Origin of the sequence: Brevibacterium moorei (assembly GCF_024580735.1) — a bacterium.
Classification (GTDB): domain Bacteria; phylum Actinomycetota; class Actinomycetes; order Actinomycetales; family Brevibacteriaceae; genus Brevibacterium; species Brevibacterium moorei.
The window spans coordinates 46052-70167 of record NZ_JANIJX010000019.1; the positions used below are offsets into that span (position 1 = coordinate 46052).

Sequence of the window (24116 nt, forward strand, 5' to 3'; positions counted from 1 at the left end):
CCGTATGGGTCAGTAGCCGAAGGGGTCAGGGTCTACTCCGGGCAGCCAGGTGTTGCCTGGAATGTTGAAGCCCTCGGCCTTCTGCGCGCGCTTCCAGCGCTTCGCCCACTTCTTGTCCAGCCGGTCGACGTAGAGCAGGCCCTGCAGGTGGTCGAACTCGTGCTGCATGATGCGGGCGAACCAGCCCTCCACCGTCAGCGACACCGTCTCGTTGTTCTCGTCCACCCCGGTGATCGTGACCTTGTGGGCCCGTTTGAGGGGGAAGTCCAAGCCGGGCACCGAAAGGCAGCCCTCGGACTCCTCGTCCGGGTCGGGCCGGCCGTCGGGCACCTTGGAGGCGACCAGGATGGGATTGATGAACACGCCCTTGCGGCGGACCTGGGCTGCCTCATCGTCGGCGTCGTAGACGAAGATCTGCTTGCCCACTCCGATCTGCGGGGCAGCGAGGCCCACCCCGTTGGATTTGTCCAGGGTTTCGTACATATCGGCGACCAGCTGCTTGAGCTCGTCGTCGAATTCGGTGACCTTCTCGGCCTTGACGTGCAGGACGGGTTCGCCGTAGACGACGATGGGATGAACTGACATAATCTCCCATTCTAGTGCGCGCCCGGTGAGTGCGATCCAGCACGTGGGACCGCCGCCGGCCGGCACCCGTCCGGAGCAATTCCGGATGGTGACCGAAGATGCACCGCTGCCGGATCTCCGACATAATGGGAAGCGTGACCCCGGCCCCACCGGGGATGAAACAACAGCTGAAGCCATTGGCTGGTGTATGGGCGATGACGCCATGCGCCGTCGTGCATGCCGCGAGCATGTGGGCATTCGGCGCGAACCGGAATCCATCGCCTGGCATACCCAATCCAGAACAAAGGATTCAACAGTGAACATCTACTCCAATGTCACCGAACTCGTCGGCCGCACCCCGCTGGTGAGGCTGAACAGGGCCAGCGAGCGCAGTGGCGCCGAGATCGTCGGCAAGCTCGAATACTACAACCCCGCGAATTCGGTCAAGGACCGGATCGGCGTGGCCATGGTCGACGCTGCCGAGGCCTCCGGTGAGCTGCGCCCCGGCGGCACGATTGTGGAGGCCACCAGCGGCAACACCGGTATCGCCCTGGCGATGGTGGGCGCGGCCCGTGGCTACAAGGTCATCCTGACGATGCCGGAATCGATGTCGAAGGAACGCCGCGCCCTGCTACGCGCCTTCGGCGCCGAACTGGTGCTCACCCCCAAGGGCGACGGCATGAAGGGCGCGGTCGACAAGGCCGAAGAACTGGGCAAGGCGGACAACGCCGTGCTGGCCCGCCAGTTCGACAATCCCGCGAACCCGGCGATCCACCGCGCCACCACGGCCCAGGAGATCCTGGTCGACACCGAGGGTCAGATCGACATCTTCGTCGCCGGCGTTGGCACTGGCGGCACGCTGACCGGTGTGGGCTCCGTGCTCAAGGAGAAGAACCCCGATGTGCGCGTTGTGGCAGTCGAGCCCTCGGCCTCCCCGCTGCTGAGCAAGGGCGAGGCCGGCCCGCACGCGATCCAGGGGATCGGCGCGAACTTCGTCCCCGGCGTGCTGGACACGAACCTGTTCGACGAGGTCGTGGCGATCGACAACGAAGCCGCGCTGGACTCGGCACGCCGCCTGGCCACCGATGAGGGCATCCTGGCCGGCATCTCCGCCGGCGCCGCGGTGCTGGCCGCCGAGGAACTGGGCGCGCGCCCGGAGAACCAGGGCAAGCGGATCGTGGCGATCATCCCCGACTTCGGCGAACGCTACCTGTCGACCCCGCTGTACGCGCAGTACATGGACGACTGAGATGGGCTTCAGGGGAATCATCACCGCGGCGGTGGCCACGTCTGTGGCCGCCGCCGCGGCGTCCGTTCTGCGCAAAGGCCGTCCGGCTGGGGCCTCGGCCCAGGGCTTCCGCGCCCGGCTACGGGAGGACCTGGACACGGTCAAGCGGCGCGATCCGGCTGCGCAGTCGGATTTCGTCACCGTGCTGAGCTATCCGGGGATGCACGCGATCTGGGCGTATCGGGGTCTGCACCGGCTGTGGGCGGTGCCCGGTGGGCGGGTGCCGGCGCGTTTGGGCTCGCAGCTGGTCCGCGCGGTCACCGGGGTGGAGATCCATCCCGGGGCCACGATCGGGCGCAGGTTCTTCATCGATCACGCCGACGGGATCGTGGTCGGGGAGACCGCGGAGATCGGCGATGACGTCATGCTGTACCACCAGGTCACCCTGGGCGGGACTTCGATGGCGAAGGTCAAGCGGCATCCGACCGTGGGCGACGATGTGCTGATCGGGGCCGGGGCGAAGGTGCTGGGCCCGGTGACGATCGGGGCGGGGGCCTCGGTCGGGGCGAATGCCGTGGTGATCAAGGACGTGCCCGCCGATGCGATCGCCGTGGGCATCCCCGCGGTCATCAAGCATCCGCGCGGGGTGGCCGAACCCCACGGTGGCAAGTGGGAGCTGACGGACCCCGCGATCTGGATCTAGTGGGTGCCGACGGCAGCGGGACGGTCAGGGTGCCATTGTGCAAACACCTACATGTGCGGAAGGAGTGTACAAGCGCGGGGAATACAACTCGTGGCACGCATGTTAAAGTTTTAACAAACAAGTTGAAGCCTTAACTAGCACTCGAGGGGCACGTCATGGAGTTCGGCATCTTCACCATCGGCGACGTCACGGTCGATCCGCACACCGGCCGGGCGCCGAGCGAACACGAGCGGATCAAGAACACCGTTGAAATCGCCAAGCACGCCGATGCGGCCGGGCTGGACGTTTTCGCCACGGGGCAGCACCACAACCCGCCCTTCGCGGCACCCGGCAACCCGCCGGTCCTGCTGTCCTATCTGGCCGCGCAGACCGCACAGATCCGTCTGAGCACCGCGACGACGCTGATCACCACGATGGATCCGGTGCGCCTGGCCGAGGACTACTCCTACGCCCAGCACCTGGCCGATGGTCGCATCGACCTGATGCTGGGCCGCGGCAACACCGGACCCGTCTACCCCTGGTTCGGCCGAGACATCCGCCAGGGCATCGACCTGGCAGTGGAGAACTACAACCTGCTCCACCGTCTGTGGCACGAGAAGAACGTCGACTGGGAGGGCCGTTTCCGCACACCGCTGCAGTCCTTCACTGCGACGCCCCGGCCGCTGGACGATGTGGCGCCCTTCGTTTGGCACGGCTCCATCCGCAGCCCCGAAATAGCCGAACAGGCCGCCTACTACGGAGACGGCTTCTTCCACAACAACATCTTCTGGCCCATCCACCACACCGCCCGGATGGTCAACCTGTACCGCCAGCGCTACGCCTATTACGGTCACGGTACCGCCGAGCAGGCATTCGTCGGCCTGGGCGGACAGGTGTTCATGCGGAAGAACTCGCAGGCCGCCGTCGACGAATTCCGTCCCTACTTCGACGTCGCACCCGTCTACGGCCACGGGCCCAGCCTCGAGGACTTCACGGAACAGACGCCGCTGACCGTCGGCAGCCCGCAGCAGATCATCGAACGCTATGCCTCCTTCCGCGACTGGGCCGGGGACTACCAGCGCCAGCTGTTCCTCATCGACCACGCCGGCCTGCCGCAGAAGACCGTGTTGGAACAGATCGACATCCTGGCGGAGGAGGTCGTCCCCGCCCTGCGCAAGGAATTCTCCGCGCGCCACGATCCGGCCGTACCTGAGGCTCCGACGCACGAGTTCCTTCTTGCGCGCCACCTGGCGGGCGAGGATCCGGTGCCCGGCGGAAGTGCCGATTCGCAGGCCGCACAGGACCGGGCCGCGCGAGCCGCCCGCACGGCGGACAAAGCGGCCGAGACCTCGGCCCAGGACGGACAGGGGGAGAAGTGATGCGGGTCCTCGCGATCTCCGGTGGGATGTCCGCCGAATCCTCGACGGGGAAGCTGACCGACCGGCTGCTGGCGGAACTCGCGCAGTCGGCGGAGGCATCGACGAGCGGGCGGGGAGTGTTCGGCGGCGTCGAACCCATCATCGGCGAGCGGCTCGACCTGCGCCCGCTGGGCCACGACCTGGTCAACATGGTCACCACCGGCATGGCGTCACCGGCGCTGGAGGCTGCGCTCGACCGGGTGTCGGCCGCCGATGGCCTGATCCTGGCCGCACCCGTCTACAACGCGGCACCGGTCGGGCTGTTCACCCTATTCCTGCAGCTGTTGCCCCAGCGCGCACTGGCGGGCAAGCCGGTGCTGCTGGCCGGTACGGGCGGCAGCGTGCGCCACAGCATGGTGTTCGACGGACAGATGCGCCCGCTCATCGCCTATCTCAAGGGCCTGGCCCTGCCGACCGTCGTGTTCGCCGCGACCGAGGACTGGGGCGCGCCAGAATCGCGGTCCGGTTTGAGCCACCGGGTGCAGTCTGCGGCCGGGGAACTGCGCGCGGCGCTGGAAGCCGGCGGTTTCGGGCGGCAGCCCGGCGCTCTGGTCGACGAATTCGATCCCATGGAGGTGACCCCCTTTGAACAACTCCTCAACGGATAGTTCCCAGCCCGCAGCTTCACCGGCAGAGTCCATCCGTCCGCTGTCGGGGCCCATCGGCCCCTTGGCCGGCAATCTGCTGCGCGATCCCACGATGGACGCCTGGGGTGCCTGGTTCGTCACGGCGGCGCGCCTGCAGACGGAATTGGACGCCAGACTCAAACGCGATGCGGGGATCTCGCTGGTCGATTTCAATATGCTCATGGCCCTGGCCGAGGCGCCGGCCCACACCCTGCGGATGAGTGAACTGGCCTCGGCCATCGCCTTCTCCGCACCGCGCCTGAACTACCGCGTGGCCCAGGCCGTCGAAGCCGGCTGGGTGCTCAAAACCGCCTGCGCCGAAGACAAGCGCGCCCACAATGTGACACTGCGCCAGCCGGGGATGGAGGTCTTCGTGCGCGCCGGCCGGGTGCACCGCGAACAGATCCGGCAGGTCTTCGATCCGGCCCTGCACCCCGGCGACGCCGAGGTCCTGGTCCGGGTCAGCCGGGAAGTCGAGGGCCGGCTGGGGCGCTAGATCCGGGCCGCTGACCTGGGGCAGTAGGATGTGGCCATGACCACTTTGGATATCACGACGATCGCATTTCCCACCGAGGCGCTGAGGGACCGGATAGCCGAACTGGTGCCGGCATCCGACCGAGAGGACCTCGACCTGGTCGTCTGGTCGGCCGAGGAACCCGATGCGGATCCGCAGACGCTCGACGCAGTGGTGCTGAACTATCTGAGTGCACCGGCCACGGTGGCGCGCCTGGCCGAGGCCCCGAATCTCAAACTGCTCCAGGTCCAGACCACCGGCTACGATGTCGTCACCGGATATCTCGACGAACTGGCGGTGGCCTCGGGCGCCGGTGCCCATGCCGATGCCACGGCGGAACTGGCCGTCGGCTTGGCCCTGGCCCGGCTGCGCGGGATCGACGATGCCGCGCGCGATATGCTCACGGGTTCGTGGAACCACAGCCAGCACCGCTCCCTGGTCGACAGGAAGACCATGATCATCGGCGTGGGAGGGATCGGCGAGGGGATCCGCGCCCGACTGGAGCCCTTCGGCGTCGACATCACGCGAGTCGGCACGCGCGCCCGGACCGATGAACACGGTCCCATCCACGCGACCGCGGAACTCCCGGAGCTGCTGCCGGACACCGAGATCGTCATCCTCATCACGCCACTGACGGACTCGACCCGGCACCTGGTGGACAAGGACTTCCTGTCCCGGCTGCCCGATGGCGCACTCATCGTCAATGTGGCCCGCGGCCAGGTCGTCGACACGGATGCGCTGGTGGCCGAACTGGAATCCGGACGCCTGCAAGCCGCTCTGGACGTCGTCGATCCGGAACCCCTGCCGGCCGACCACCCGCTGTGGAAGACGCCGAACACCCTGGTGGTGCCCCATCTGGGCGGCAACACCGACGCGTTCACCCCGCGCATCGAGAAGATCCTGGCCGAACAGGTCCGACGGATCCAGCGCGGGGATGAACTGCTCAATCAGGTGAACTGAGCGATACAAGCGGATACGACGATCGAGAGGACACGACGATGACCGAGACCGAAAAGCCCCAGGCCTTCAATCTGTACTTCGGCGATGTGCCGGACCGCCCGGCGGATGCCAGGGAAGTCGGCTGGATCGGCACAGAGGGCCCCGGTATCGCGGCGGCTCAGTGGCCCCGTGGCCCACTGACCGGACTGCCCATGCTGCACGCCTTCACGCTGGAACTGCCCGAAGCCTACCGGCGCAAGGGCGCCGACTACCCCGCGATCGCATTCTTCCAGGGCGAGGGCCAATTCGCCGAGGAGTCCGAACCCGGGCCCAGCGCGGATTCCGAGGACCCCTTCCTGCAGGATTGGGCCCAGGCGGTCGAACACCCGATGCTGGCCCGCCGCGAGGACATCATCGACGGCCAGTTCGCGTTGATCTGGTTGACGGCCGAAGAATTCGCGGCCGGTCCGAGCGCCCCGCCGGAAGACACCCGGCGTCCCGGCGAGCACGGCCCCGAGGACGAGGGCCCCAATGCCTGGGACACGCACGTCGACCGGGCGCCGGTGTTCATCGCCGGGCGCGAGGACCCGAATGCCGGTCTGGCGCCCAATGAGTTGGGCGAGGGTGGCTACCAGGACATGTGGGACGAATCGGCCGGCGCCGTGCACGGCTGGGTCGACCAGCTGGGCTCAAGTGACCACCTGGGTGGGACCTCGCTGCCGGTGCAGGGGATGCCGGAGGGCCTGAGCCCCTGGTATGTGGAGTTCAACGAGTTCGGGGGACTGAACTTCGGCGGGGGATCGGCGCAGCTGGACCTGGAGACCGAGACCTTTGACTGGGCCTGCGACTGAAACCTTCGGTGGCTCCACAAATGCACGTGTGGCCCGATAACTCATGAGTTATCGGGCCACACGTGCATTTGTGGAGCCACAGGTAAGGCGCGGGGTCAGGCCTTCGGGTCGACCAGGATCTTCACGGCGGTGTCCGCGTGGTTGATCAGGGTGTCGAAGCCCTTGTCGACGACTTCGTCGATCTTGATCCGGCCGGTGATGAACGGGGCCAGCTTGATGGCGCCGGACTCGACCAGCTTGATGGTGTCGGGGTGGTTGGACACGTAGCCGATGGTGCCGCGCAGGTCGATCTCACGGGTGACCAGGGCATGCATGTCCAGTTCGGCCTTCTTGCCCCAGATGGCCTCCATGACGATGACGCCACCGGGGCGCACAACGTTGAGCAGGGCGTTGATCGTGGCGTTGACACCGGCGGCGTCGAAGCCCACGTCGGCTCCCTTGCCACCGGTGATCTCGGTGACGCGCGCGGCCAGATCCTCCTGGCTGGGGTCGACCACGTAGTCGGCCAGATCCTTGACCTTGGCCTTGCGGGCCTCGGCGAGTTCGGACACGATGACGGTCACGCCGATGCCCTTGAGGACTGCGGTGGTCAGCTGGCCGATGGGGCCGGCGCCGGAGACGATCGCGGTTTCCCCGGCCTTGACACCCGAACGCTGCACGGCGTGGTAGGCGACGGTCAGCGGTTCGATGAGTGCGGCCTCGTCCAGCGGGACGGACTTGTCGATCTTGTGGATCCAGCGCTGTTCGACGACGGCGAACTTGGTCATGCCGCCGGAGCCGGCCAGGCCGATGAAGCCCATCTCATTGCACAGGTGGTAGTCGCCGCGCTCGCACTGCGGGCAGTGACCGCACACGTAGTAGGGCTCGACGACGACGTGGTCGCCGACCTCGAGGCCCTCGGTGCCCTCGCCGAGTTCGGAGATGACGCCGGAGAATTCGTGGCCCATGGTGATGGGGGCCTTCTCGCCGGACAGCGAATGAGGCGTGTCTTGGGTCGGGGTGAAGATCGGGCCGTCCAGGTATTCGTGCAGATCGGAACCGCAGATGCCGCAGTATGCGACCTCGATCTTGGCGGTGCCGGGGCGGACCTGGGGCTCGTCGATGTCTTCGACGCGGATGTCGTGGTTGTCGTAGAAGCGCAGTGCGCGCATGTCAATCTCCTCGATTTCGAGGGTTCTGGTCCGGACCCTCTGTTTTCAGGCAGTCGAGCGCTCCCGGCGGTAACCGTGTGCGCGCTCTCATGACCAACACTGTTCACACTAATAAGTCACGGCTAATAAGTAAACGCCGAACTGATGTATTCCCCTGTGATCTTCGTCTGCTAATCAAACGTTCACTCTGAATTCAGTACAGCTGGCAGGGGTGGGCGCGGAGGCGGAATCGCCGATTTGCCCCGGCCGGGGCAAATCGGGATAGGGGGTTCTGTTAGAACTCTCCTGTTAGAACTCGATGGCCCTGGCCAGTTCCGCATCGCCCAGGTGCTCCGCCTCCGTGCGGCGGATCAGCTCCTTGGCCTTATCGGTGGAGTCCCAGACGTTCCACAGCAGGACGCCGCGGACCCGGTCGTTCGCATCCAGGTAGTACACGGTGCCCTGGGTGAAATCGTCCTTGAGGTTCTCCACGGTGCGCAGCCGCGCATCCAGGTCGCCCACGGCCTCGTAGCCGAAGTCGAACAGATCGGACCAGAAGATCGGCGTGTAGTCGTAGACGTGGCGCTCGGTCGCCCGGCGGGCGGCGACCATATTGCGCCCGGCGATCCGCCCCGAATTCTCCGCCTGGTCCACGTGTTCCGCGCGGCGCCGCCCCAGCAGTGAATCGTAATAGTTCGCCACGTCACCGGCCGCGTAGACATCCGTCGTGTTCGTCTCCAGGCGTTGGTCGACGACAATCCCGTCGTCCACGGTGATGCCGGCCCGTTCGGCCAGCGAGTCGTTCGGACTCACGCCGAGGCCCAGCACCACCGCATCGCCGGTGAAGGTCTTCCCGTCGACGGATGTGACCGTCACGGTCCCGCCCTCGGCATCGGGGACGATGGTGTCCACCCGGGTGCTGCCCACCACGTCGACGCCGCGGTCGACGAAGGTCTTGGTCACGGCGGCGGCCAGGTCCTCGGGGAACATGGCCTGCTGGATCAGCTCTGTGGGCATCACCAAGGTCACGTGTATATCGTTTTGCGCCAGGGCCGAGGCGATCTCCCCGCCGATGTACCCTCCGCCGACCACGATCACATGGGAGCCGGGGCCGGCCAGGCGGCGCAGCCTGCGGTAGGTCTCCACCGTGCGGTAGTAGATGATGCGCTCGCTGCCGGGGGCCTGCGCGTCGGCGGGCGACTCGGAGCCCAGCCGGTTGGGGGCGGCGCCAGTGGCCAGCAGGAGTTGCGAATAGGCCACGGTGGCGCCTGTCGAGGTGGTCAGCGTGTGGTCGCCAGGGTCCAGCGAGGTGACCGTTGTATCGGTCAACAGCGTGACATCTGTTTCGTTCGGATCGAGCAGCCAGCCGGCGCCGGGGACCGCCTTGGGATCGAGCCACAGGGTCTTGGACAGATCAGGCCGGTAGTAGGGACCGTCGGGATCGGCTCCGAAGACGGCGATCGTGCCATCCGGGTCGTCGGCGCGGATCGCCTTGGCCGCCGAGGCCGCAGCCACACCTGCCCCCACGATCACATAGTCGTATTCCTGGTCGTACTCACGTTCATCGTCCTGTTCCGTCATGACCTACCTCCGTTGAGTTCGCTTCTTCGGACGGTCGGTGTCGCCGATCGTCCTCTTCTTCAGACATAACACGATCAGCGCGTGCCGTGTTCCGAAGGTTCGTCCCGGGCGCGGATGTCGGCCGCGACGCTGCGGTTCGCTTTGCCCTGCGCCATTGCAGACAGAACACCCAGCCGGTGATGAGGATGAATCCGCTGCAGGACATGAGGATCTGCTCCAGCCCGACTGCGTCGGGATCCGGGTCGTGATGGACGATCAGTCCCGTGTCCAGCAGGGGCCGCCCCGTGCCCTTCTCGGAACACCAACTCCCCATGAAAGCCAGGTAATAGAGCCAGCAGACCACGAACTGGACCACCATCTGGGCCGGGCTGGAGGGCCGTTCGAGCTTCCGCGGATCCAGGCCCTGGGAGCGCGCTCCGCTGTTGAAGGCGAGGGCCACGATCATCAGCAGGACTACGGGGACGATGGACCACAGCCGGAGCCCGATGGCCGCGGCCAGAACGGATACCAGCCCCATCGTGATCATGGCCAGTCGGTATCCCAGCCGGTACCCCCGCAGCAGCGCGTCCTCGTCCATGACGTCGGTGTCCATAACCCCACCCTGCCGGGCGATACCGGAAGACGCAAGGCCCCTGGAATCGGGTGCCGGAACTGATATAAGCTGAAAGGCTATGCGCGCAATCCTCCGGTTCTGGCCCGACATCAGAGAACGCCTCTGGGTCTACGGTGTCATCATCTTCCTCAGCCTGTTCGCCAACGGGCTGCAATTGGTCGTCCCGCTGCTCACCGGCCGCATCATCGACGGGCCGATCGCCCACCATGACCCGGCCGGTCTGGTGGTGCCCGTTCTGGTGATCTGCGGCCTCGGCGTGCTCGAAGCCGCGGCGCTGTTCGGCCGCCGCTATCTGGCGGCCCCTGTCACCTCGTTCTGGGAAGTGCTGTGGCGCGGCCGGCTGTACGACAAACTGCAGTACGTCCAGGTCGCCACCCACGATGCCTGGGACTCCGGACAGCTGCTGTCCCGCGGGGTTCAGGACCTCTCCCAGATGCGCCGCTTCTTCGCCTTCGGGGCCCCGTTCCTGCTGGTCAACCCGGTCATCATCGTGGCCGGCGCGATCATCCTGACCGTCATGCAGCCGCTGTTCGGACTGATCTTCCTGGTCATGGCCGTGCCCACGGTGGCGATCGTCGCCGTGTTCGAACGCAAGTACCGCCTGGCCGCGCGCGCCGCCCAGGACCAGATGGGGGCCATCACCACCAATGTCGAGGAATCCATCCAGGGCATCCGCATCATTCGCGCCTTCGGCCGCACCCCGTGGATCCGCGGCCGGTTCCGCGAACTCTCCGGCGGCCTGGCCCGCCTGGAAGTCCGCAAGGCCCGCCTGGATTCCTGGCTGTGGGGCACTCTGATGATGCTGCCGACCATCGCGCAGGCCGCAATCGTGGGTCTGGGCGCCTGGGGCGTGGTCCACGGCTGGATGAGCGTGGGAACGGTGGTCGCCGCGGTAACGGTGACGATGATTCTGCGGATCCCCATCGAGATGTTCGGCTTCCTGCTCTCCGACGCCCTCATGGCCGCCACCGCAGCAGCCCGCTACTGGGAGGTGATGGACCTGCCGCTGGGCATCACCGACACCTCCGGCGACGTCGCCGACGACCCCGCCCCGGTCCTGGACCCGGCAGGCGTGCGCGGGGAACTGCGCTTCGAGCACGTCGGCTTCCGCTTCGCCGACGCGGACACCCCACTGTTGGACGGCCTCGACCTCACCGTGCAGCCGGGGGAGACCCTGGCGATCGTCGGGGCGACCGGATCGGGCAAGTCCACCCTGGCCGCCCTGGTGCCGCGCCTGGCCGATGTCACCTCCGGCCGGATGAGCATCGACGGGACGGATGTCCGCGAGCTGCCCCTGACCGAGCTGCGCCGTCTGGTGTCCGTGGCCTTCGAGGACCCCATCCTGTTCTCCTCCAGCGTCCGCGACAACGTAGCCCTCGGCGTGCCACACGCCACCGACGCCGAGGTCCGCCGCGCCCTGGACATCGCCCAGGCCGCCGATTTCGTCGCGGCCCTGCCCGAGGGTCTGGACACCCAGGTGGGGGAGCAGGGCTTGGCCCTGTCCGGTGGCCAGCGCCAGCGCCTCGCCCTGGCCCGTGCCATCCTTGGCACCCCGCGCATCCTGGTGCTCGACGACCCGCTGTCAGCCGTGGACGTCGACACCGAGGACCGGGTCCAGCGCCGCCTGCGCGAAGTCCTGCCCGATTCCACCACCCTCGTGATCGCCCACCGGCCGTCCACCGCCGCGCTCGCCGACCGGGTGGCCGTGCTCCACGGCGGTGGCATCGCCGCCCTGGGCACGCACGAAGAACTCCTGGAGACCTCGACCATGTACCGCGATCTGATGGGGGCGCACGTATGAGCGCGCCCGCGAACCAGAAATCCGCAACCGCCGTGGACGAACTCGACCAGTTGCCACCGGGCGTGGCCCGCAGCGCCCGGCGCCTGCTCATGAGCCTGGTGCGGCCCCGGCTGCTCAGCGTCATCGTCCTGGCACTGCTCATCGTCTTGACCAGTGCCGGCGCGGTGATCGGACCGGTGTTCGTCCAGCGCGCCCTGGACGACGGCCTGCCGGCGGCCCAGGCCGGTGACTTCGCGCCCCTGGCTTGGGCGATCGGTGCCTTTATGGCCTCGGCCCTGGTCGCCGGGGTCTGTTCCTGGGCATCGGTGCGGCTGATGGGCAAAACCGCCCAGCGGATCCTGTTCGATCTGCGCGGGCGCCTGTTCAAGCACGTGCAGCGACTGGACCTGGGGTATCACGAGAAGTCCACCTCGGGTCGGCTGGTCGCCCGGCAGACCTCGGATATGGAATCGGTGCAGGAGTTCCTGTCCTTCGCGCTCATCGACACGGCGCTGGGACTACTGCAGATGGCCGCGATCGCGGTGCTGCTGGTGTTCCTGGACGTGCCGATGGCCCTGATCGCCTTCGCCGGGTTCATCCCGCTGTTCTTCGTCACCGTCTACGCCGCCCGGACCCAGCGCGGGGCCTACCGGCGCACCCGCACGTGGATCGGCAAGTCGATCGTGCACTTCACGGAGACGATGGGCGGGATCCGCGCGGTGCAGGCCTTCCGCCGGCAGCCCGCCGGACGGGCGCGCCTGCACCAGAGCGACGACGCCTACCGGCAGGCCAACCGCGATGCGCTGACCGGCGTGGCCTGGTTCGCCGGCTGGACGCGGCTGATCGGCAATCTGACCCAGGTCGCCATCATCCTCGCCGGCGCCTATCTGGTGATGACCGGACACACGCAGATCGGCGTGCTCACAGCATTCATCCTGTACCTGCGCCGCTTCTACGGCCCGCTGGACGAACTGGTCAACTCCTTCAACCTGTATCAGTCAGCCTCGGCGGCGCTGGAGAAGATCACGGCGATCCTCGACACCGAACCCGCCATCGAGGACCCCGCCGCGGCCCGCGCCCTGCCCACCGGAGCCGGCGGGCGCGAGCTGAGCTTCGAGCAGGTGCGCTTCGCCTACGAGGACGGCCCGGACATCCTGCCCGACTTCGACCTGGAGGTCCCCGCCGGCCAGACCGTCGCCCTGGTCGGCACCACGGGCGCCGGCAAATCGACCCTGGTCAAACTGGCCACCCGGTTCTACGATCCGCTGGCGGGAAGCGTCCGGTTGGACGGAGTGGATCTGCGCGAGATCGACGATGCCGCGCTGCGCCGGGCGATCGTCATGGTCACCCAGGAGTCCTTCCTGTTCTCCGGCACGATCGCCGACAACATCCGCATCGGCAACCCCGAGGCCACAGATGAGCAGGTGCGCGCGGCGGCCCGGGCGGTCGGTTTGGACCGGTTCATCGCGCGATTGCCCGAGGGCTACGGGACCGATGTGAAGAAGCGCGGCGGCCGGCTCAGCTCGGGGCAGCGCCAGCTGGTGTCCTTCGCCCGCGTGTTCCTGGCCGATCCGGGCGTGATCGTGCTCGACGAGGCCACTGCCCACTTGGACATCCCCTCGGAGCGGGCGGTGCAGCAGGCCCTGGAGACCGTGCTGCGCGGGCGCACCGCGATCATCATCGCCCACCGCCTGTCAACGGTGGAGATCGCCGATCGGGTACTGGTGATGGAACACGGGCGGATCGTCGAGGACGGCACCCCGCAACGGCTGCTGGCAGACGGCGGCCGGTTCGCGCACCTGCACGCGGCGTGGGAGGAGTCCCTGGCCTGACCGCCCCTCGGGTCAGCGGGAGAGGCGCACCAGGACCTCGGCGTGGCGGGTGTGGGGGAACATGTCGAGCAGGCGGGCGGCGGTGATCCGGTAGGCCGACATGGCCTCTAGATCGCGGGCCAGGGTCGCGGGATTGCAGCTGGAGTAGACGACATCGGGAATGCCGGAGTCCTGGATCCATGCGGCCATCTCGCGCCCCACCCCGCGCCGGGGCGGGTTGACGATGAGCGCATCGGGTCGTCGGCCGGCCGCGGTCCGCTCGCGGAACCAGGCCGCGGCATCGCCCGCGTAGAAGTCCGCGTCCAGTCCGTATTCCGCGGCGCTCTGTTTGGCGGACTCGATCGCAGCCGGCGAGATCTCCACCCCGGTGACCCTGCGTCGGCGCGGCTCGAGCACGATGGCGCCGGGTTCCAGCGTCCTCGCGCCAGGGTCGGCGCCAGGAGCGGTGCCGGCCGGGCGCGGCTCCGCGGGCTGGGCGCAGTGCAGCGCGAAGCCGCCCACGCCGCAGAACAGGTCCCAGACCTCGCCAGGGTCGATCTCGTCTACCCAGTTCGAGACCTGCCGGTACAGACCCGAGGCCACCGTCGTGTTGGTTTGCAGGAAGGACTGCGGGCGCAGCAGCAGGCGGATCCGTCCCTGTGTCACAGAGAGGGTGTCGGGGCCCGCCAGGTGGACTTCGGTGGGGCCCTCGATGATGGCCTTGGGCTCGGGTTGGATGTTCGCGGTGACCACGGAGCCCGGAGCCAGGGACTCCACCAGCAGGTGGAGGTGTTCGCGCAGGCGCTCCACCGGCTTCTCGGTGCGTAGCACGAAGCGCACCAGGACCGCGGGATCGCCCGCGCCAGCCGGGACGTCGCCGGCGGTGATGAGCACGTATTTGAGCTCGCCCCTGCGCCGGGCGATCGAATAGGGAGAGACCTGGGCGCGCTTGATCAGGGCGGGCAGCAGGTCGAGCACCTTCATGATGACCGGAGGATAGAGCGGGCAGTCGCGAAGGTCCACGCCGTTGCCGGCGGGATCGACGATGCCGAACACCGGTGCGTCGGCGGTGCCGGTGACCACCATCTTGGCCTTATTGCGGAAACCGGCTTCGGGTCCGGTGATGGGCGCCCGCCAGATCCGTGCAGCCGCGTCCCGGGTGAACGGCGCCAGCAACTCCTCCAAATCCGCCTGGGCACGGTCGACTCTGGTGCCGAAGGGCACCGGAAGCAGGGTGCAGGAGCGGCAGGTACCGGCCTCGTAGTGTGCACATCTCACCGGACGATTCTACCGGCGGTACTGCAGACCGACCATGAGAACCGCAATCTCATCATGCGGACTCCGGTGGCCTGTGGTTTGACACCCCGCGAGCGGCGGGCGTTAGATGATGACATGCACAAGCTCGTACTCGTCCTCGTTATCGGCAGCGCGCGGTGAACCCGTAAGCGTCACGAAGACGAACGCCGCGCGCCCCACCGGAAACCGGATGGGGCTTTTTTTATGAGCGGGTCCGGCCGGACACCACGGCCCCACCGATCATGAGCGGCACACCAGGCGCGGCTTGGACACATTTAAGGAGACACAGTGGCAGCGACGACGAAGAACGCTGAACCCAAGGCGGAAGCGGGGGCCCAGGAGGGCGCCCGGTCCGTCCCCAAACCAGGGCCGCGCAAGCGACCGGACAATGCGCCGGAGGTGCTCACCGGCGCCCAGGCGATCGTCCGCAGCCTCGAGCTGCTGGGGGTCACGGACGTCTTCGGCCTGCCCGGCGGCACGATCCTGCCGACCTATGACCCGCTGATGGACTCGGAGCGGATCCGCCACATCCTGGTCCGCCACGAGCAGGGTGCCGGTCATGCGGCCGAGGGCTATGCGGCGGCCACCGGCAAACTGGGCGTGTGCATCGCGACCTCGGGCCCCGGCGCCACGAACCTCATCACGGCGATCGCCGATGCGAATATGGACTCGGTGCCCCTGCTGGCCATCACCGGTCAGCAGGCATCCACCCTGCTGGGCACGGACGCCTTCCAGGAAGCCGACATCGTCGGCATGACCCTGCCGGTGTCCAAGCACAGCTTCCTGGTCACCCGGACCGAGGACATTCCGCAGGCCATCATGTCGGCCCACTACATCGCGACGACGGGTCGCCCCGGCCCCGTGCTGGTCGACATCACGAAGGACGCACAGGCCGGCAAGGCCCCGTTCGAATGGCCCCAGGCCCCGCAGCTGCCCGGCTACAAGCCCACGGTCAAACCGCACCTCAAGCAGATCCGGGAAGCGGCCTCGCTCATCGAGAAGGCCAAGCGGCCGGTGTTCTACATCGGCGGCGGCGTGATCCGCAGCGGCGCCCACGAACAGCTCAAGGCCCTGGCCGAGGCCACCCACATCCCGGTGGCGACGACCCTGATGGCCCGCGGCGCATTCCCCGACTCGCACCCGCAGCACATCGGGATGCCGGGGATGCACGGAACCGTCTCGGCGGTCGCGGCCTTCCAGAAGTCCGATCTGCTGATCGCGGTGGGCTCCCGGTTCGACGACCGCGTCACCGGCGACCTGGACAGCTTCGCGCCCAAGGCCAAGATCATCCACGCCGACATCGACCCGGCGGAGATCGGGAAGAACCGTCCGGTGGACGTGCCGATCGTCGGCGACGCCGGCGAGGTGCTGACCGAACTGCTGCGCGAACTGGAGGCCAACCACGCCCAGGCGCTGGAGAACGACCGACCGCGCTGGTGGAAGACACTCAACGCCTGGAAGGAGACCTACCCGCTGGGCTACGAGCCCAATGAGATCGGACTGTGCGATCCGCAGTACGTGATCGGGCGGATTTCCGCACTGTCCGGGCCCGAGGCCGTCTATGTGGCGGGCGTGGGCCAGCACCAGATGTGGGCCAGCCAGTTCGTCGACTACGAGCGCCCCAACTCCTGGGTCAACTCAGGTGGCCTGGGCACCATGGGCTACTCGGTTCCGGCTGCGATGGGCGCGAAGGTCGGTGAACCGGACCGCACGGTCTGGGCGATCGACGGCGACGGCTGCTTCCAGATGACGAATCAGGAACTGGCCACCTGCATGATCAACAACATTCCGATCAAGGTCGCCATCATCAACAACTCCTCGCTGGGCATGGTGCGCCAGTGGCAGACCCTGTTCTACGACGGCCGCTACTCCAATACGGAGCTCAACACCGGCCATGATTCGATCCGGGTGCCCGACTTCGTCAAACTGGGCGAGGCCTACGGCTGCCTGGCGCTGCGCGTGGAGCGCAACGAGGACGTGGACGCGGCGATCGAGCAGGCCCTGGCGACGAACGACCGGCCCGTGGTGATCGACTTCACCGTGCCGGCCGACGCCATGGTGTGGCCGATGGTCGCCGCCGGCGTGAGCAACGATGAGATCCAGTACGCTCGGAATCTGCGGCCCGACTTCGCCGGAGAAGAGGAAGAGGAGGGCCAGGAATGAGCCGTCACACCCTGTCCGTTCTGGTCGAGGACAAGCCCGGTGTGCTCACGCGCTTCGCGGGTCTGATCTCGCGGCGCGGCTTCAATATCCACTCCCTGGCCGTGGGCAACACCGAGGCCGCGGGGTATTCGCGGATCACAGTGGTCGTCGACGTCGGCGAGGCGCCCCTGGAACAGGTGACGAAGCAGCTGAACAAGTTGGTCAACGTCATCAAGATCGTGGAACTCGACGCGGCCACAGCCGTGCGCCGGGCCCATATGATCTTCAAGGTCAAGGCGGATGCGGCGACCCGGCCGCAGGTCCTGGCCGCCGTCGAGATGTTCCGCGCACAGATCGTGGACGTCAGCACCGAATCCGTCAGCGTCGAGGCCACCGGCGAACAGGCCAAGCTCGATGCCCTGCAGACGGTGCTCGAACCCTTCGGCATCAAGGAGATCGTGCAGTCGGGCACCGTGGCGATCGGCCGTGGCGCCAAATCGATCACCGACAAGGCCCCGCGGGTCTGACCGCCCGCATGGCGGACGTGTTGTCCCGCCTTATAAGACACCCATACAATGGAACCGTACGGGTTCCAGACGTGTGAAGCACACGTGACATATGAAGGAGAAAACCCCCATGGCAGCAGAGCGCTTTTACGAGGACGATGCAGACCTGTCCGTCATCCAGGGCAAGAAGGTCGGCGTCATCGGCTTCGGCAGCCAGGGCCACGCCCACGCGCTGAGCCTGCGTGATTCCGGCGCAGAGGTCCGCATCGGTCTGAAGGAGGGCTCGAAGTCCCGCGACAAGGCCGAGGCGCAGGGCCTGACCGTCGGCTCGAACGCCGAGATCGCCAAGTGGGCCGACGTCGTCGTCATCGCCGTGCCGGACCAGGTCCAGGCGCAGGTCTACGCCGACGACATCAAGGACAATCTGGCCGAGGGCAACGCCCTGGTCTTCACCCACGGCTTCAACATCCGCTTCGGCTACATCACCGCCCCGCAGGGCGTCGATGTCATCATGATCGCCCCGAAGGGCCCGGGCCACGTGGTCCGCCGCGAATACGTCGACGGCCGCGGCGTGCCCGTCGTCATCGCCGTCGAGGTCGATGCCACCAACACCGCCTGGGCGACCGCGCTGTCCTACGCCAAGGGCATCGGCGGCCTGCGCGCCGGCGGCATCAAGACCACCTTCACCGAAGAGACCGAAACCGACCTGTTCGGTGAACAGACCGTGCTGTGCGGTGGCGTCTCCCACCTCATCCAGTACGGCTTCGAGGTCCTGACGGAAGCCGGCTATCAGCCGGAGATCGCCTACTTCGAGGTCTGCCACGAGCTGAAGCTGATCGTCGACCTGATCAACGAGGGCGGCATCTCCAAGCAGCGCTGGTCCTGCTCCGACACCGCGGAATACGGCGACTACGTCTCCGGCCCGCGCGTCATCACCCCCGACGTCAAGGAGCACATGAAGGAGGTCCTGTCCGATATCCAGGATGGTTCCTTCGCCAAGCGCTTCATGGACGACCAGGCCAACGGCGCCAAGGAGTTCAAGGAACTGCGCGCCAAGGAAGAGGTCCACCCGATCGAGACCGTCGGTCGCGAACTGCGTGGTATGTTCTCCTGGCTGAAGCCGGCCGACTCGGACTACACCGAGGGTTCCGCCGCGCGCTGAACCGCGTAACCGAGAACCACACACGAGGGGCCCGGGCGATCGATTTCGATTGCCCGGGCCCCGCGTGACGTCGCCGCGTAGTATTGCCGGGGACCCAGAACAGTCGGAAAGATCTGCTGGAAGAGCAGGGAAGAGGAATGCCATGTCGGAGCTGACAGTCGATGAGTTCGCGGATATGTTCGTGCGCAGGGCCGAACGGGAGCCGCTCCCGCTGGACCCCGCCAATACGGTCCTGCTGCTCATCGACATGCAGAAGTGCATCCTGCCCGATCACTTCTGGGAGTTCGCCAGGAGCCGGGGTATCCCCGAGGCAGACTGCGCCGAGGCCATCGGCCGGATCGAGCAGGACTGCCAGGCAACCGTGGCCGCCGGAACCCGGGTCCTGCAGGCCGCGCGGGCCGCGGGCATCCGCCCGATCCACGTGCGCATCCAGGAGCTGCTGGAAGACGGTGCGGACGTGGGCCTGTCGCACCGGCGCAAGAACTTCAAGGTGCTGCCCGGGTCCGAGGCCGCGCAGTTCCTGCCGGGCGTGGAACCCATCGCCGGTGAGATCGTCTTGGACAAGTCCTGTTCCGGCGCGGTGCTGGGGACGAACCTGGACCGTATTCTGCGGAACCTGGGGATCGAGAATGTGGTGACGATCGGTTTCTACACCGATCAGTGCGTGAGCTCCACGGTGCGCGACCTCTCCGACTCCGGCTATTCGGTCGGCATCGTCGCCGACGCCTGTGGGGCGATCACGCCCAAGCACCACGAAACCGCGCTGTGGCATCTGCGCAATGTCTACGCCGCCATCGAGTCCAGCGAGGAGTTCCTGGCCCGACTGGGCTGAGTCCCGCGGCGGGCTGCGCCCCCGGACCGAGCTCCCGGTCGGCCCCCATCGCTGGGATTCCTGCTGGGATTCTGACCCATGGCCGTGGGACCGGTGCGCGGTCGATAACCCGTGTATGGAAACATGGCGTTCGTCACCCATCCGCACCGACCGACCCGAATGGAGCCGTGCATGCCGCGCAGATCTCGCTGGTCACTTCTCATCCTGCCAGTGCCCGTCGTTCTCTATCTGTTGACACCCGTGGTCGCGAACTCGATCCAGCCGGTGGTGCTGGGGCTGCCGTTCGCCTTCGCCTACGTCCTCATCGTCACCGTGATCACGCCGCTGCTGGTCTGGCTGGTGGCCCGCCTGGACCCCTTCTACCGGGAGAACCGCGGAGAGTACATTCCGGTGGATGCGGCGTTCGAGGACACGTACCACGCCGATTTCGTGGAGGAGGACGCATGAGCTCGTCGGCGATCATCGCCATCATCATCTTCGCCCTGGCCATGGTCGCCACCGTGGCGATCGGGGTCTACTCCGGCCGTGGCCGGGAGAAGTCCATGGACGAATGGTCGGTCTCCAGCCGCGGCCTGGGCTTCATCTTCGTGCTCCTGCTCATGGCCGGCGAGTCCTACACCAGTTTCTCCTTCCTGGGAGCGGCCGGGTGGTCGTACAAGTACGGGGTCCCGATCCTCTACCTGATCGGCTACCTGAGCGTGGGCCTGATCATCGCCTACGTCCTGGCTCCCACCCTGTGGACCTATGCCGCCAGGCACAAGCTGGTGGGTCTGACCGACATCATCGAGTACCGGTTCAAGTCCCGGCCCCTGGCCATCTTCGTGGCGATCGCGGCGACCATCTTCATGCTGCCCTACATCCAGCTGCAGATCCAGGGCATGGGCACGGTCGTCAACGCCATGTCCTACGGGGCCATCGACCTGAAGGTCGCGGCGATCATCTCCTTCATCGTCGCGGAGCTGTTCATCCTGGTCTCGGGCCTGCGCGGCTCCGCCTGGGTCAGCGTGCTCAAGGACGGTCTGACGGTGGCGGCCATCGCCTTCCTGGCGATCTACGTCCCCCTGCACTACTTCGACGGGGTGGGCGAACTCGTCGGCCGGATGATCCAGGAGAAGCCGCAGTGGCTGACCTTCCCCGGCGCCGGTGGCGGCGAGTACGGTGCGGCCTGGTTCATCTCCACGATCCTGCTCAACGCCTTCACCACGGCCATCTTCCCGACGACCCTGGCCGGCTACATCAGCGCCGACAGCGCCAATTCGCTGCGCCGGAACTCGATCATCCTGCCCTGGTACCAGGTGCTGCTGCTGGTGCCCGTGATGATCGGGATGGCCGCGTTGTTCGTCGTGCCGGCTCTGGCCAATGGCGATCTGGCCCTGTTCTCCGTGGTCATCGACTCGCTCCCGGCCCCCCTGGTGGCGATCATCGGAGTCGCCGGGGCGCTGAGCGCAATCGTGCCGATGAGCGTCTTCATGCTGGCGATCGGCACCATGTGGGGCCGCACCGTGCTCGGCGGCGGATTGACCAGGGCCCACGCGCCTGCGGATTCTGCGGCGGCGGCCCAGGACCCGGCCGGAGCGCGGCAGCGGAAGCTCTCCCAGGTGGTGTGCCTGATAGCCGGCCTGGTCGCGCTGGCCGGCAGCCTGTTCATGCCCAATGCCCTGGTCTCCCTGTCAGTGCTCAGCTACGAGGGCATGGCCCAGCTGGTGCCCGCTGCCCTGCTGGGACTGTTCTGGCCGCGCATGAGCAAGCACGCTGCGGCCGCGGGCATCGTGGTCGGCGGCATCGCGATGCTGGCCCTGTACTTCACCGGCAACGACCCGCTCTGGGGCGTCAACGGCGGGGTGTGGGCGCTGGCATTGAACTTCCTGGTCGTGGTCGTGCTCAGCCTGGTGTCGCCGGATCCGCGCTGGCGCAAGACCTGGCGCAGCGAGGCCAGGGCGACGGCCCGGGCCGCCGGCTCGGCCCGCCCCGCCCAGGTGGTGGAATCGTCCCGGACGGACGCCCAGGGCTGAGCCGGGAGAGAACCCGGTCATGGGCGGACTAGGCTGGGCTGCATGCCGCGCTACCTGTACGCACTCGATCAGACCCGTGACGGGACGCGCATCGCGGTGCCCAGCCGGATGTTCCCCTGGACGGGGTTCGGCTACTGCCTGACCCTGCTCGTGTGCTCCGTGCTGTGGTTGCTCACTGCCGCGCTGAGTGCGCAGGACGAGACGGCCCGGGCCGGCGGGGACGCCGTCCTGTGGGCCCTGGCCGGGCTCGAGGCCCTCATGCTGGGGTGGATCATCGCCCACCTCTGCCGGGTCGGCGCGCTGCGGCACCGCCTGGCGCGCGGCCTGCGGGGGATCGAGCCGCCGCCGCGGCCCTATCTCGAAGGCGTCATCGCCCGCGATGTGGCCCTGGCCGGGCGCGACGACCGGCTTCCGGCCATCCGCTTCCTCACCGGCGTCCAGGCGTGGAGCGGCCTGCTGCTGGACTGGATCGGCTCGATTCTCAGCCTGCAGGCGCCCACCGACGACGGTTCGATGTTCTCCGCTGCACGCAGTCCGCGCACGGCTCTGCTGACCTCGGCGGTGTGGGTGGGCCTGTGGTGGTTGGTGCTCGGCGGGATCGGGGTGATCGGCGCCGGGTCCCAGTCCGCCGGTGATGCGGCTCTGTCGCCGGCGGCCTGGGTGGCCCTGGTGACGGGGTGTGCCGATGTGATCTGCCTGTTCTGGCTGGCCTTCGTCCGCTACAGCATCGACAACCAGCTGGTGAGACGGTTGCGGGCCCTGCACACCCTGCTTTCGCCCGAGCCCTCCCAGGTCTATCCCTAGCCCGCGACCACGGGTTCGGGGACGGCGGCGATGAGTTCGCGGGTGTAATCGTCCTGCGGTCTGCGCAGCACGTCCAGCGTCGCACCCCGTTCGACGACCCGGCCGTGGCGCAGCACCACCACCTGCTCGGCGATCTGTTCGACCACCGCCAGATCATGGCTGATGAACAGCGAGGCGAAACCGTACTCCGCGTGCAGGTCCCGCAGTAGGTCCAACACGCCTGCCTGCACGGAGACGTCCAGCGCACTGGTCGGCTCATCGGCGATGAGTAGCCGGGGCCGCAGGGCCAGGGCCCTGGCGATCGCCACCCGCTGCTTCTGCCCACCGGAGAGCTCATGGGGCATCCGCGCGGCGAACCCGGCCGGCAGCTGGACATCGTCGAGCAGCGTGTTCACCCGCCGATCGATCTCCGTCCGACCCAAGTCCGTGTGGACCTGCAGCGGCTGGGCCAACTGGGCCGCGACCGTGCGGCGCGGGTTGAGCGAACCGGCGGGGTCCTGGAACACGGTGCCGATGCGTGCGCGCAGCCTGCGCTGGTCCCGGCCATTGCCCGTGCGGACCTCGGAACCGGCGATCCGCGCGGTCCCCGCGGTCAGCCGCTGGGCGCCGATGAGCACATTGGCGATCGTCGACTTGCCGGAACCCGATTCGCCCACCAGCGCCACCACGGTCCCCGCGGGCACGCACAGATCGACATCGTCGACGGCCACGGTGGTGCGCTTGCCGCGGAACTCCACCCGCCCGCCCACGAGCTCGGCGGCGGGCGCCTCGTCACTGGTGTTCGGGTCGGTCCCGGAGCCGGCTTCGGCCGAGGCCGCGGCGGCCACCGCGCCCAGCCGGGGTACCGCGTCGAGCAGCTTGCGGGTGTAGGCGTGCCGGGGCCGGTTGAAGACCTCGGCCGCCGCACCGGTTTCGACGATCCGTCCGTCCTTCATCACGGAGATCTCATCGGCGACCTGCGCGACAACGCCCATATCGTGCGTGATGAGCAGGACGGCGCGCTCGGTCGCGATGTGCCGCAGCAGATCGAGGATATCGGCCTGCACGGTGACGTCCAGGGCCGTGGTCGGTTCGTCTGCGATGAGCAGTTCGGGATCGTGGATGGTCGCCAGGGCGATCATCGCGCGCTGCAACTGCCCGCCGGAGAGCTCGTGAGGATAGGACGCGAGGATGCGCTCGGGGGCAGCCAGGCCCGCGGCTCGCAGGGCGGCCGCGGACCGCCCGGCCGCCTGCTCCCGGGTGACCCGCTCACCGTGGGCGCGCAGGGCCTCGGTCAGGGTGTGGCCGATCCGGTACATCGGGTCGAAGGCGTTCATCGGCTGTTGGAAGACCACGCCGATCCGCTTGCCGCGGACCCTGCGCAGCAGCTGCGCCTCGGCGCCGATCAACTCGGTGCCGTCGGCCAGGCGGGCCGAACCGGTCGCGCTCGAACCGGTGCCGGCCAGGCCGAGCAGGCTCAGCGCGGTCACCGACTTGCCGGACCCGGACTCGCCGACCAATGCCATGACGGTGCGCGGACGCACCAGCAGGTCGATGCCGTGGGTGATCTCGGTGGTGCCGAAGGACACGCGCTGTCCGGCGATGCGCAGGGCCGGCGCGCCCGGTGCTGGGGTGTGCTCCACTGG

At 67.7% G+C, this 24116-nt stretch carries 22 protein-coding genes; 16 read left to right on the forward strand and 6 right to left on the reverse strand.

Annotated elements, in window-relative coordinates; translation table 11 throughout:
- Nucleotides 1–9: 9 nt before the first annotated feature.
- On the reverse strand, nucleotides 10–585 hold the full coding sequence (gene def, locus NQ034_RS12245) for a peptide deformylase (RefSeq protein ID WP_257049159.1): 576 nt from the start codon (nucleotides 583–585) through the stop codon (nucleotides 10–12).
- 295 nt (nucleotides 586–880) lie between these two features.
- Here def and cysK point away from each other — a divergent pair, with 295 nt between their 5' ends.
- The 7 genes from cysK (at nucleotide 881) to NQ034_RS12280 (ending at nucleotide 6822) form a co-directional block, all read left to right on the forward strand.
- Nucleotides 881–1813, forward strand: coding sequence for a cysteine synthase A (cysK, locus tag NQ034_RS12250; protein WP_257049160.1), 933 nt, complete (start codon nucleotides 881–883; stop codon nucleotides 1811–1813).
- Between the two features lies 1 nt (nucleotide 1814).
- The gene (epsC, locus tag NQ034_RS12255) at nucleotides 1815–2495 is read left to right on the forward strand and encodes a serine O-acetyltransferase EpsC (RefSeq protein ID WP_257049162.1); all 681 of its coding nucleotides are present in this window, start codon (nucleotides 1815–1817) and stop codon (nucleotides 2493–2495) included.
- 155 nt (nucleotides 2496–2650) lie between these two features.
- Nucleotides 2651–3853, forward strand: a complete 1203-nt coding sequence (locus NQ034_RS12260) for an LLM class flavin-dependent oxidoreductase (protein ID WP_257049163.1) — start codon at nucleotides 2651–2653, stop codon at nucleotides 3851–3853.
- Nucleotides 3853–4500: an NAD(P)H-dependent oxidoreductase gene (locus NQ034_RS12265; protein WP_257049165.1), complete on the forward strand. Its 648-nt coding sequence runs from the start codon at nucleotides 3853–3855 to the stop codon at nucleotides 4498–4500. Before NQ034_RS12260 ends, NQ034_RS12265 begins: the two co-directional genes overlap by 1 nt.
- Complete coding sequence (locus NQ034_RS12270; RefSeq protein WP_257049167.1) at nucleotides 4478–5014, forward strand: MarR family winged helix-turn-helix transcriptional regulator; 537 nt, start codon at nucleotides 4478–4480, stop codon at nucleotides 5012–5014. Before NQ034_RS12265 ends, NQ034_RS12270 begins: the two co-directional genes overlap by 23 nt.
- 36 nt (nucleotides 5015–5050) lie before the next feature.
- Nucleotides 5051–5992, forward strand: coding sequence for a 2-hydroxyacid dehydrogenase (locus NQ034_RS12275; protein ID WP_257049169.1), 942 nt, complete (start codon nucleotides 5051–5053; stop codon nucleotides 5990–5992).
- A gap of 38 nt (nucleotides 5993–6030) precedes the next feature.
- Nucleotides 6031–6822, forward strand: coding sequence for a hypothetical protein (locus NQ034_RS12280; RefSeq protein WP_257049171.1), 792 nt, complete (start codon nucleotides 6031–6033; stop codon nucleotides 6820–6822).
- 95 nt (nucleotides 6823–6917) lie between these two features.
- On the opposite strand, the gene NQ034_RS12285 is transcribed toward NQ034_RS12280, so the two are convergent.
- From NQ034_RS12285 to NQ034_RS12295, 3 genes are all read right to left on the reverse strand, one after another.
- Complete coding sequence (locus NQ034_RS12285; RefSeq protein ID WP_257049172.1) at nucleotides 6918–7973, reverse strand: 2,3-butanediol dehydrogenase; 1056 nt, start codon at nucleotides 7971–7973, stop codon at nucleotides 6918–6920.
- A 288-nt stretch (nucleotides 7974–8261) separates the two neighbouring features.
- Nucleotides 8262–9533, reverse strand: coding sequence for an NAD(P)/FAD-dependent oxidoreductase (locus NQ034_RS12290; RefSeq protein WP_257049173.1), 1272 nt, complete (start codon nucleotides 9531–9533; stop codon nucleotides 8262–8264).
- Nucleotides 9514–10125 carry a hypothetical protein gene (locus NQ034_RS12295; protein ID WP_257049174.1) on the reverse strand — a complete coding sequence of 204 codons (612 nt, stop codon included), beginning with the start codon at nucleotides 10123–10125 and terminating at the stop codon, nucleotides 9514–9516. The genes NQ034_RS12290 and NQ034_RS12295 overlap by 20 nt, the downstream gene beginning before the upstream one ends.
- Before the next feature lie 79 nt (nucleotides 10126–10204).
- On the opposite strand from NQ034_RS12295, the gene NQ034_RS12300 reads away from it, so the two are divergent.
- Both NQ034_RS12300 and NQ034_RS12305 read left to right on the forward strand, forming a co-directional pair.
- The gene (locus NQ034_RS12300; protein WP_257049176.1) at nucleotides 10205–11947 is read left to right on the forward strand and encodes an ABC transporter ATP-binding protein; all 1743 of its coding nucleotides are present in this window, start codon (nucleotides 10205–10207) and stop codon (nucleotides 11945–11947) included.
- A complete protein-coding gene (locus tag NQ034_RS12305) occupies nucleotides 11944–13758 on the forward strand; it encodes an ABC transporter ATP-binding protein (RefSeq protein WP_257049177.1) in 1815 nt (604 codons plus the stop codon). Before NQ034_RS12300 ends, NQ034_RS12305 begins: the two co-directional genes overlap by 4 nt.
- Nucleotides 13759–13770: 12 nt before the next feature.
- Here NQ034_RS12305 and NQ034_RS12310 read toward each other — a convergent pair whose 3' ends face one another.
- A complete protein-coding gene (locus NQ034_RS12310) occupies nucleotides 13771–15015 on the reverse strand; it encodes a methyltransferase domain-containing protein (protein WP_257049178.1) in 1245 nt (414 codons plus the stop codon).
- Between the two features lie 306 nt (nucleotides 15016–15321).
- Here NQ034_RS12310 and NQ034_RS12315 point away from each other — a divergent pair, with 306 nt between their 5' ends.
- The 7 genes from NQ034_RS12315 to NQ034_RS12345 all read left to right on the forward strand — a co-directional run bounded on the left by NQ034_RS12315 (nucleotide 15322) and on the right by NQ034_RS12345 (nucleotide 22491).
- Nucleotides 15322–17196 (forward strand): acetolactate synthase large subunit, encoded by a 1875-nt coding sequence (locus NQ034_RS12315; RefSeq protein ID WP_257049179.1) that lies wholly within the window; start codon nucleotides 15322–15324, stop codon nucleotides 17194–17196.
- Entirely contained in the window at nucleotides 17193–17702 is a 510-nt protein-coding gene (gene ilvN, locus NQ034_RS12320) for an acetolactate synthase small subunit (protein WP_257049180.1), read from the forward strand. The genes NQ034_RS12315 and ilvN overlap by 4 nt, the downstream gene beginning before the upstream one ends.
- 109 nt (nucleotides 17703–17811) lie before the next feature.
- Nucleotides 17812–18843, forward strand: a complete 1032-nt coding sequence (gene ilvC, locus NQ034_RS12325) for a ketol-acid reductoisomerase (protein ID WP_257049181.1) — start codon at nucleotides 17812–17814, stop codon at nucleotides 18841–18843.
- Between the two features lie 142 nt (nucleotides 18844–18985).
- Nucleotides 18986–19675: a cysteine hydrolase family protein gene (locus NQ034_RS12330; RefSeq protein WP_257049182.1), complete on the forward strand. Its 690-nt coding sequence runs from the start codon at nucleotides 18986–18988 to the stop codon at nucleotides 19673–19675.
- A gap of 171 nt (nucleotides 19676–19846) precedes the next feature.
- The gene (locus tag NQ034_RS12335; RefSeq protein ID WP_257049183.1) at nucleotides 19847–20122 is read left to right on the forward strand and encodes a DUF3311 domain-containing protein; all 276 of its coding nucleotides are present in this window, start codon (nucleotides 19847–19849) and stop codon (nucleotides 20120–20122) included.
- Nucleotides 20119–21687 carry a sodium:solute symporter family protein gene (locus NQ034_RS12340; RefSeq protein WP_257049184.1) on the forward strand — a complete coding sequence of 523 codons (1569 nt, stop codon included), beginning with the start codon at nucleotides 20119–20121 and terminating at the stop codon, nucleotides 21685–21687. The genes NQ034_RS12335 and NQ034_RS12340 overlap by 4 nt, the downstream gene beginning before the upstream one ends.
- 42 nt (nucleotides 21688–21729) lie before the next feature.
- Nucleotides 21730–22491, forward strand: a complete 762-nt coding sequence (locus NQ034_RS12345; RefSeq protein WP_257049185.1) for a hypothetical protein — start codon at nucleotides 21730–21732, stop codon at nucleotides 22489–22491.
- Here the strand turns inward: NQ034_RS12345 and NQ034_RS12350 are convergent.
- The gene (locus tag NQ034_RS12350) at nucleotides 22488–24113 is read right to left on the reverse strand and encodes a dipeptide ABC transporter ATP-binding protein (protein WP_257049186.1); all 1626 of its coding nucleotides are present in this window, start codon (nucleotides 24111–24113) and stop codon (nucleotides 22488–22490) included. The two genes, NQ034_RS12345 and NQ034_RS12350, sit on opposite strands and share 4 nt — an antisense overlap.
- Nucleotides 24114–24116: the final 3 nt, after the last annotated feature.

Excerpts from the sequence above, each read along its gene's own strand:
- def (WP_257049159.1), bottom strand. The coding sequence starts at position 585 with ATGTCAGTTCATCCCATCGTCGTCTACGGCGAACCCGTCCTGCACGTC.
- epsC (WP_257049162.1), top strand. The coding sequence starts at position 1,815 with ATGGGCTTCAGGGGAATCATCACCGCGGCGGTGGCCACGTCTGTGGCC.
- NQ034_RS12260 (WP_257049163.1), top strand. The coding sequence starts at position 2,651 with ATGGAGTTCGGCATCTTCACCATCGGCGACGTCACGGTCGATCCGCAC.
- NQ034_RS12265 (WP_257049165.1), top strand. The coding sequence starts at position 3,853 with ATGCGGGTCCTCGCGATCTCCGGTGGGATGTCCGCCGAATCCTCGACG.
- NQ034_RS12275 (WP_257049169.1), top strand. The coding sequence starts at position 5,051 with ATGACCACTTTGGATATCACGACGATCGCATTTCCCACCGAGGCGCTG.
- NQ034_RS12280 (WP_257049171.1), top strand. The coding sequence starts at position 6,031 with ATGACCGAGACCGAAAAGCCCCAGGCCTTCAATCTGTACTTCGGCGAT.
- NQ034_RS12285 (WP_257049172.1), bottom strand. The coding sequence starts at position 7,973 with ATGCGCGCACTGCGCTTCTACGACAACCACGACATCCGCGTCGAAGAC.
- NQ034_RS12290 (WP_257049173.1), bottom strand. The coding sequence starts at position 9,533 with ATGACGGAACAGGACGATGAACGTGAGTACGACCAGGAATACGACTAT.
- NQ034_RS12295 (WP_257049174.1), bottom strand. The coding sequence starts at position 10,125 with ATGGACACCGACGTCATGGACGAGGACGCGCTGCTGCGGGGGTACCGG.
- NQ034_RS12300 (WP_257049176.1), top strand. The coding sequence starts at position 10,205 with ATGCGCGCAATCCTCCGGTTCTGGCCCGACATCAGAGAACGCCTCTGG.
- NQ034_RS12305 (WP_257049177.1), top strand. The coding sequence starts at position 11,944 with ATGAGCGCGCCCGCGAACCAGAAATCCGCAACCGCCGTGGACGAACTC.
- ilvN (WP_257049180.1), top strand. The coding sequence starts at position 17,193 with ATGAGCCGTCACACCCTGTCCGTTCTGGTCGAGGACAAGCCCGGTGTG.
- ilvC (WP_257049181.1), top strand. The coding sequence starts at position 17,812 with ATGGCAGCAGAGCGCTTTTACGAGGACGATGCAGACCTGTCCGTCATC.
- NQ034_RS12330 (WP_257049182.1), top strand. The coding sequence starts at position 18,986 with ATGTCGGAGCTGACAGTCGATGAGTTCGCGGATATGTTCGTGCGCAGG.
- NQ034_RS12335 (WP_257049183.1), top strand. The coding sequence starts at position 19,847 with ATGCCGCGCAGATCTCGCTGGTCACTTCTCATCCTGCCAGTGCCCGTC.
- NQ034_RS12340 (WP_257049184.1), top strand. The coding sequence starts at position 20,119 with ATGAGCTCGTCGGCGATCATCGCCATCATCATCTTCGCCCTGGCCATG.
- NQ034_RS12345 (WP_257049185.1), top strand. The coding sequence starts at position 21,730 with ATGCCGCGCTACCTGTACGCACTCGATCAGACCCGTGACGGGACGCGC.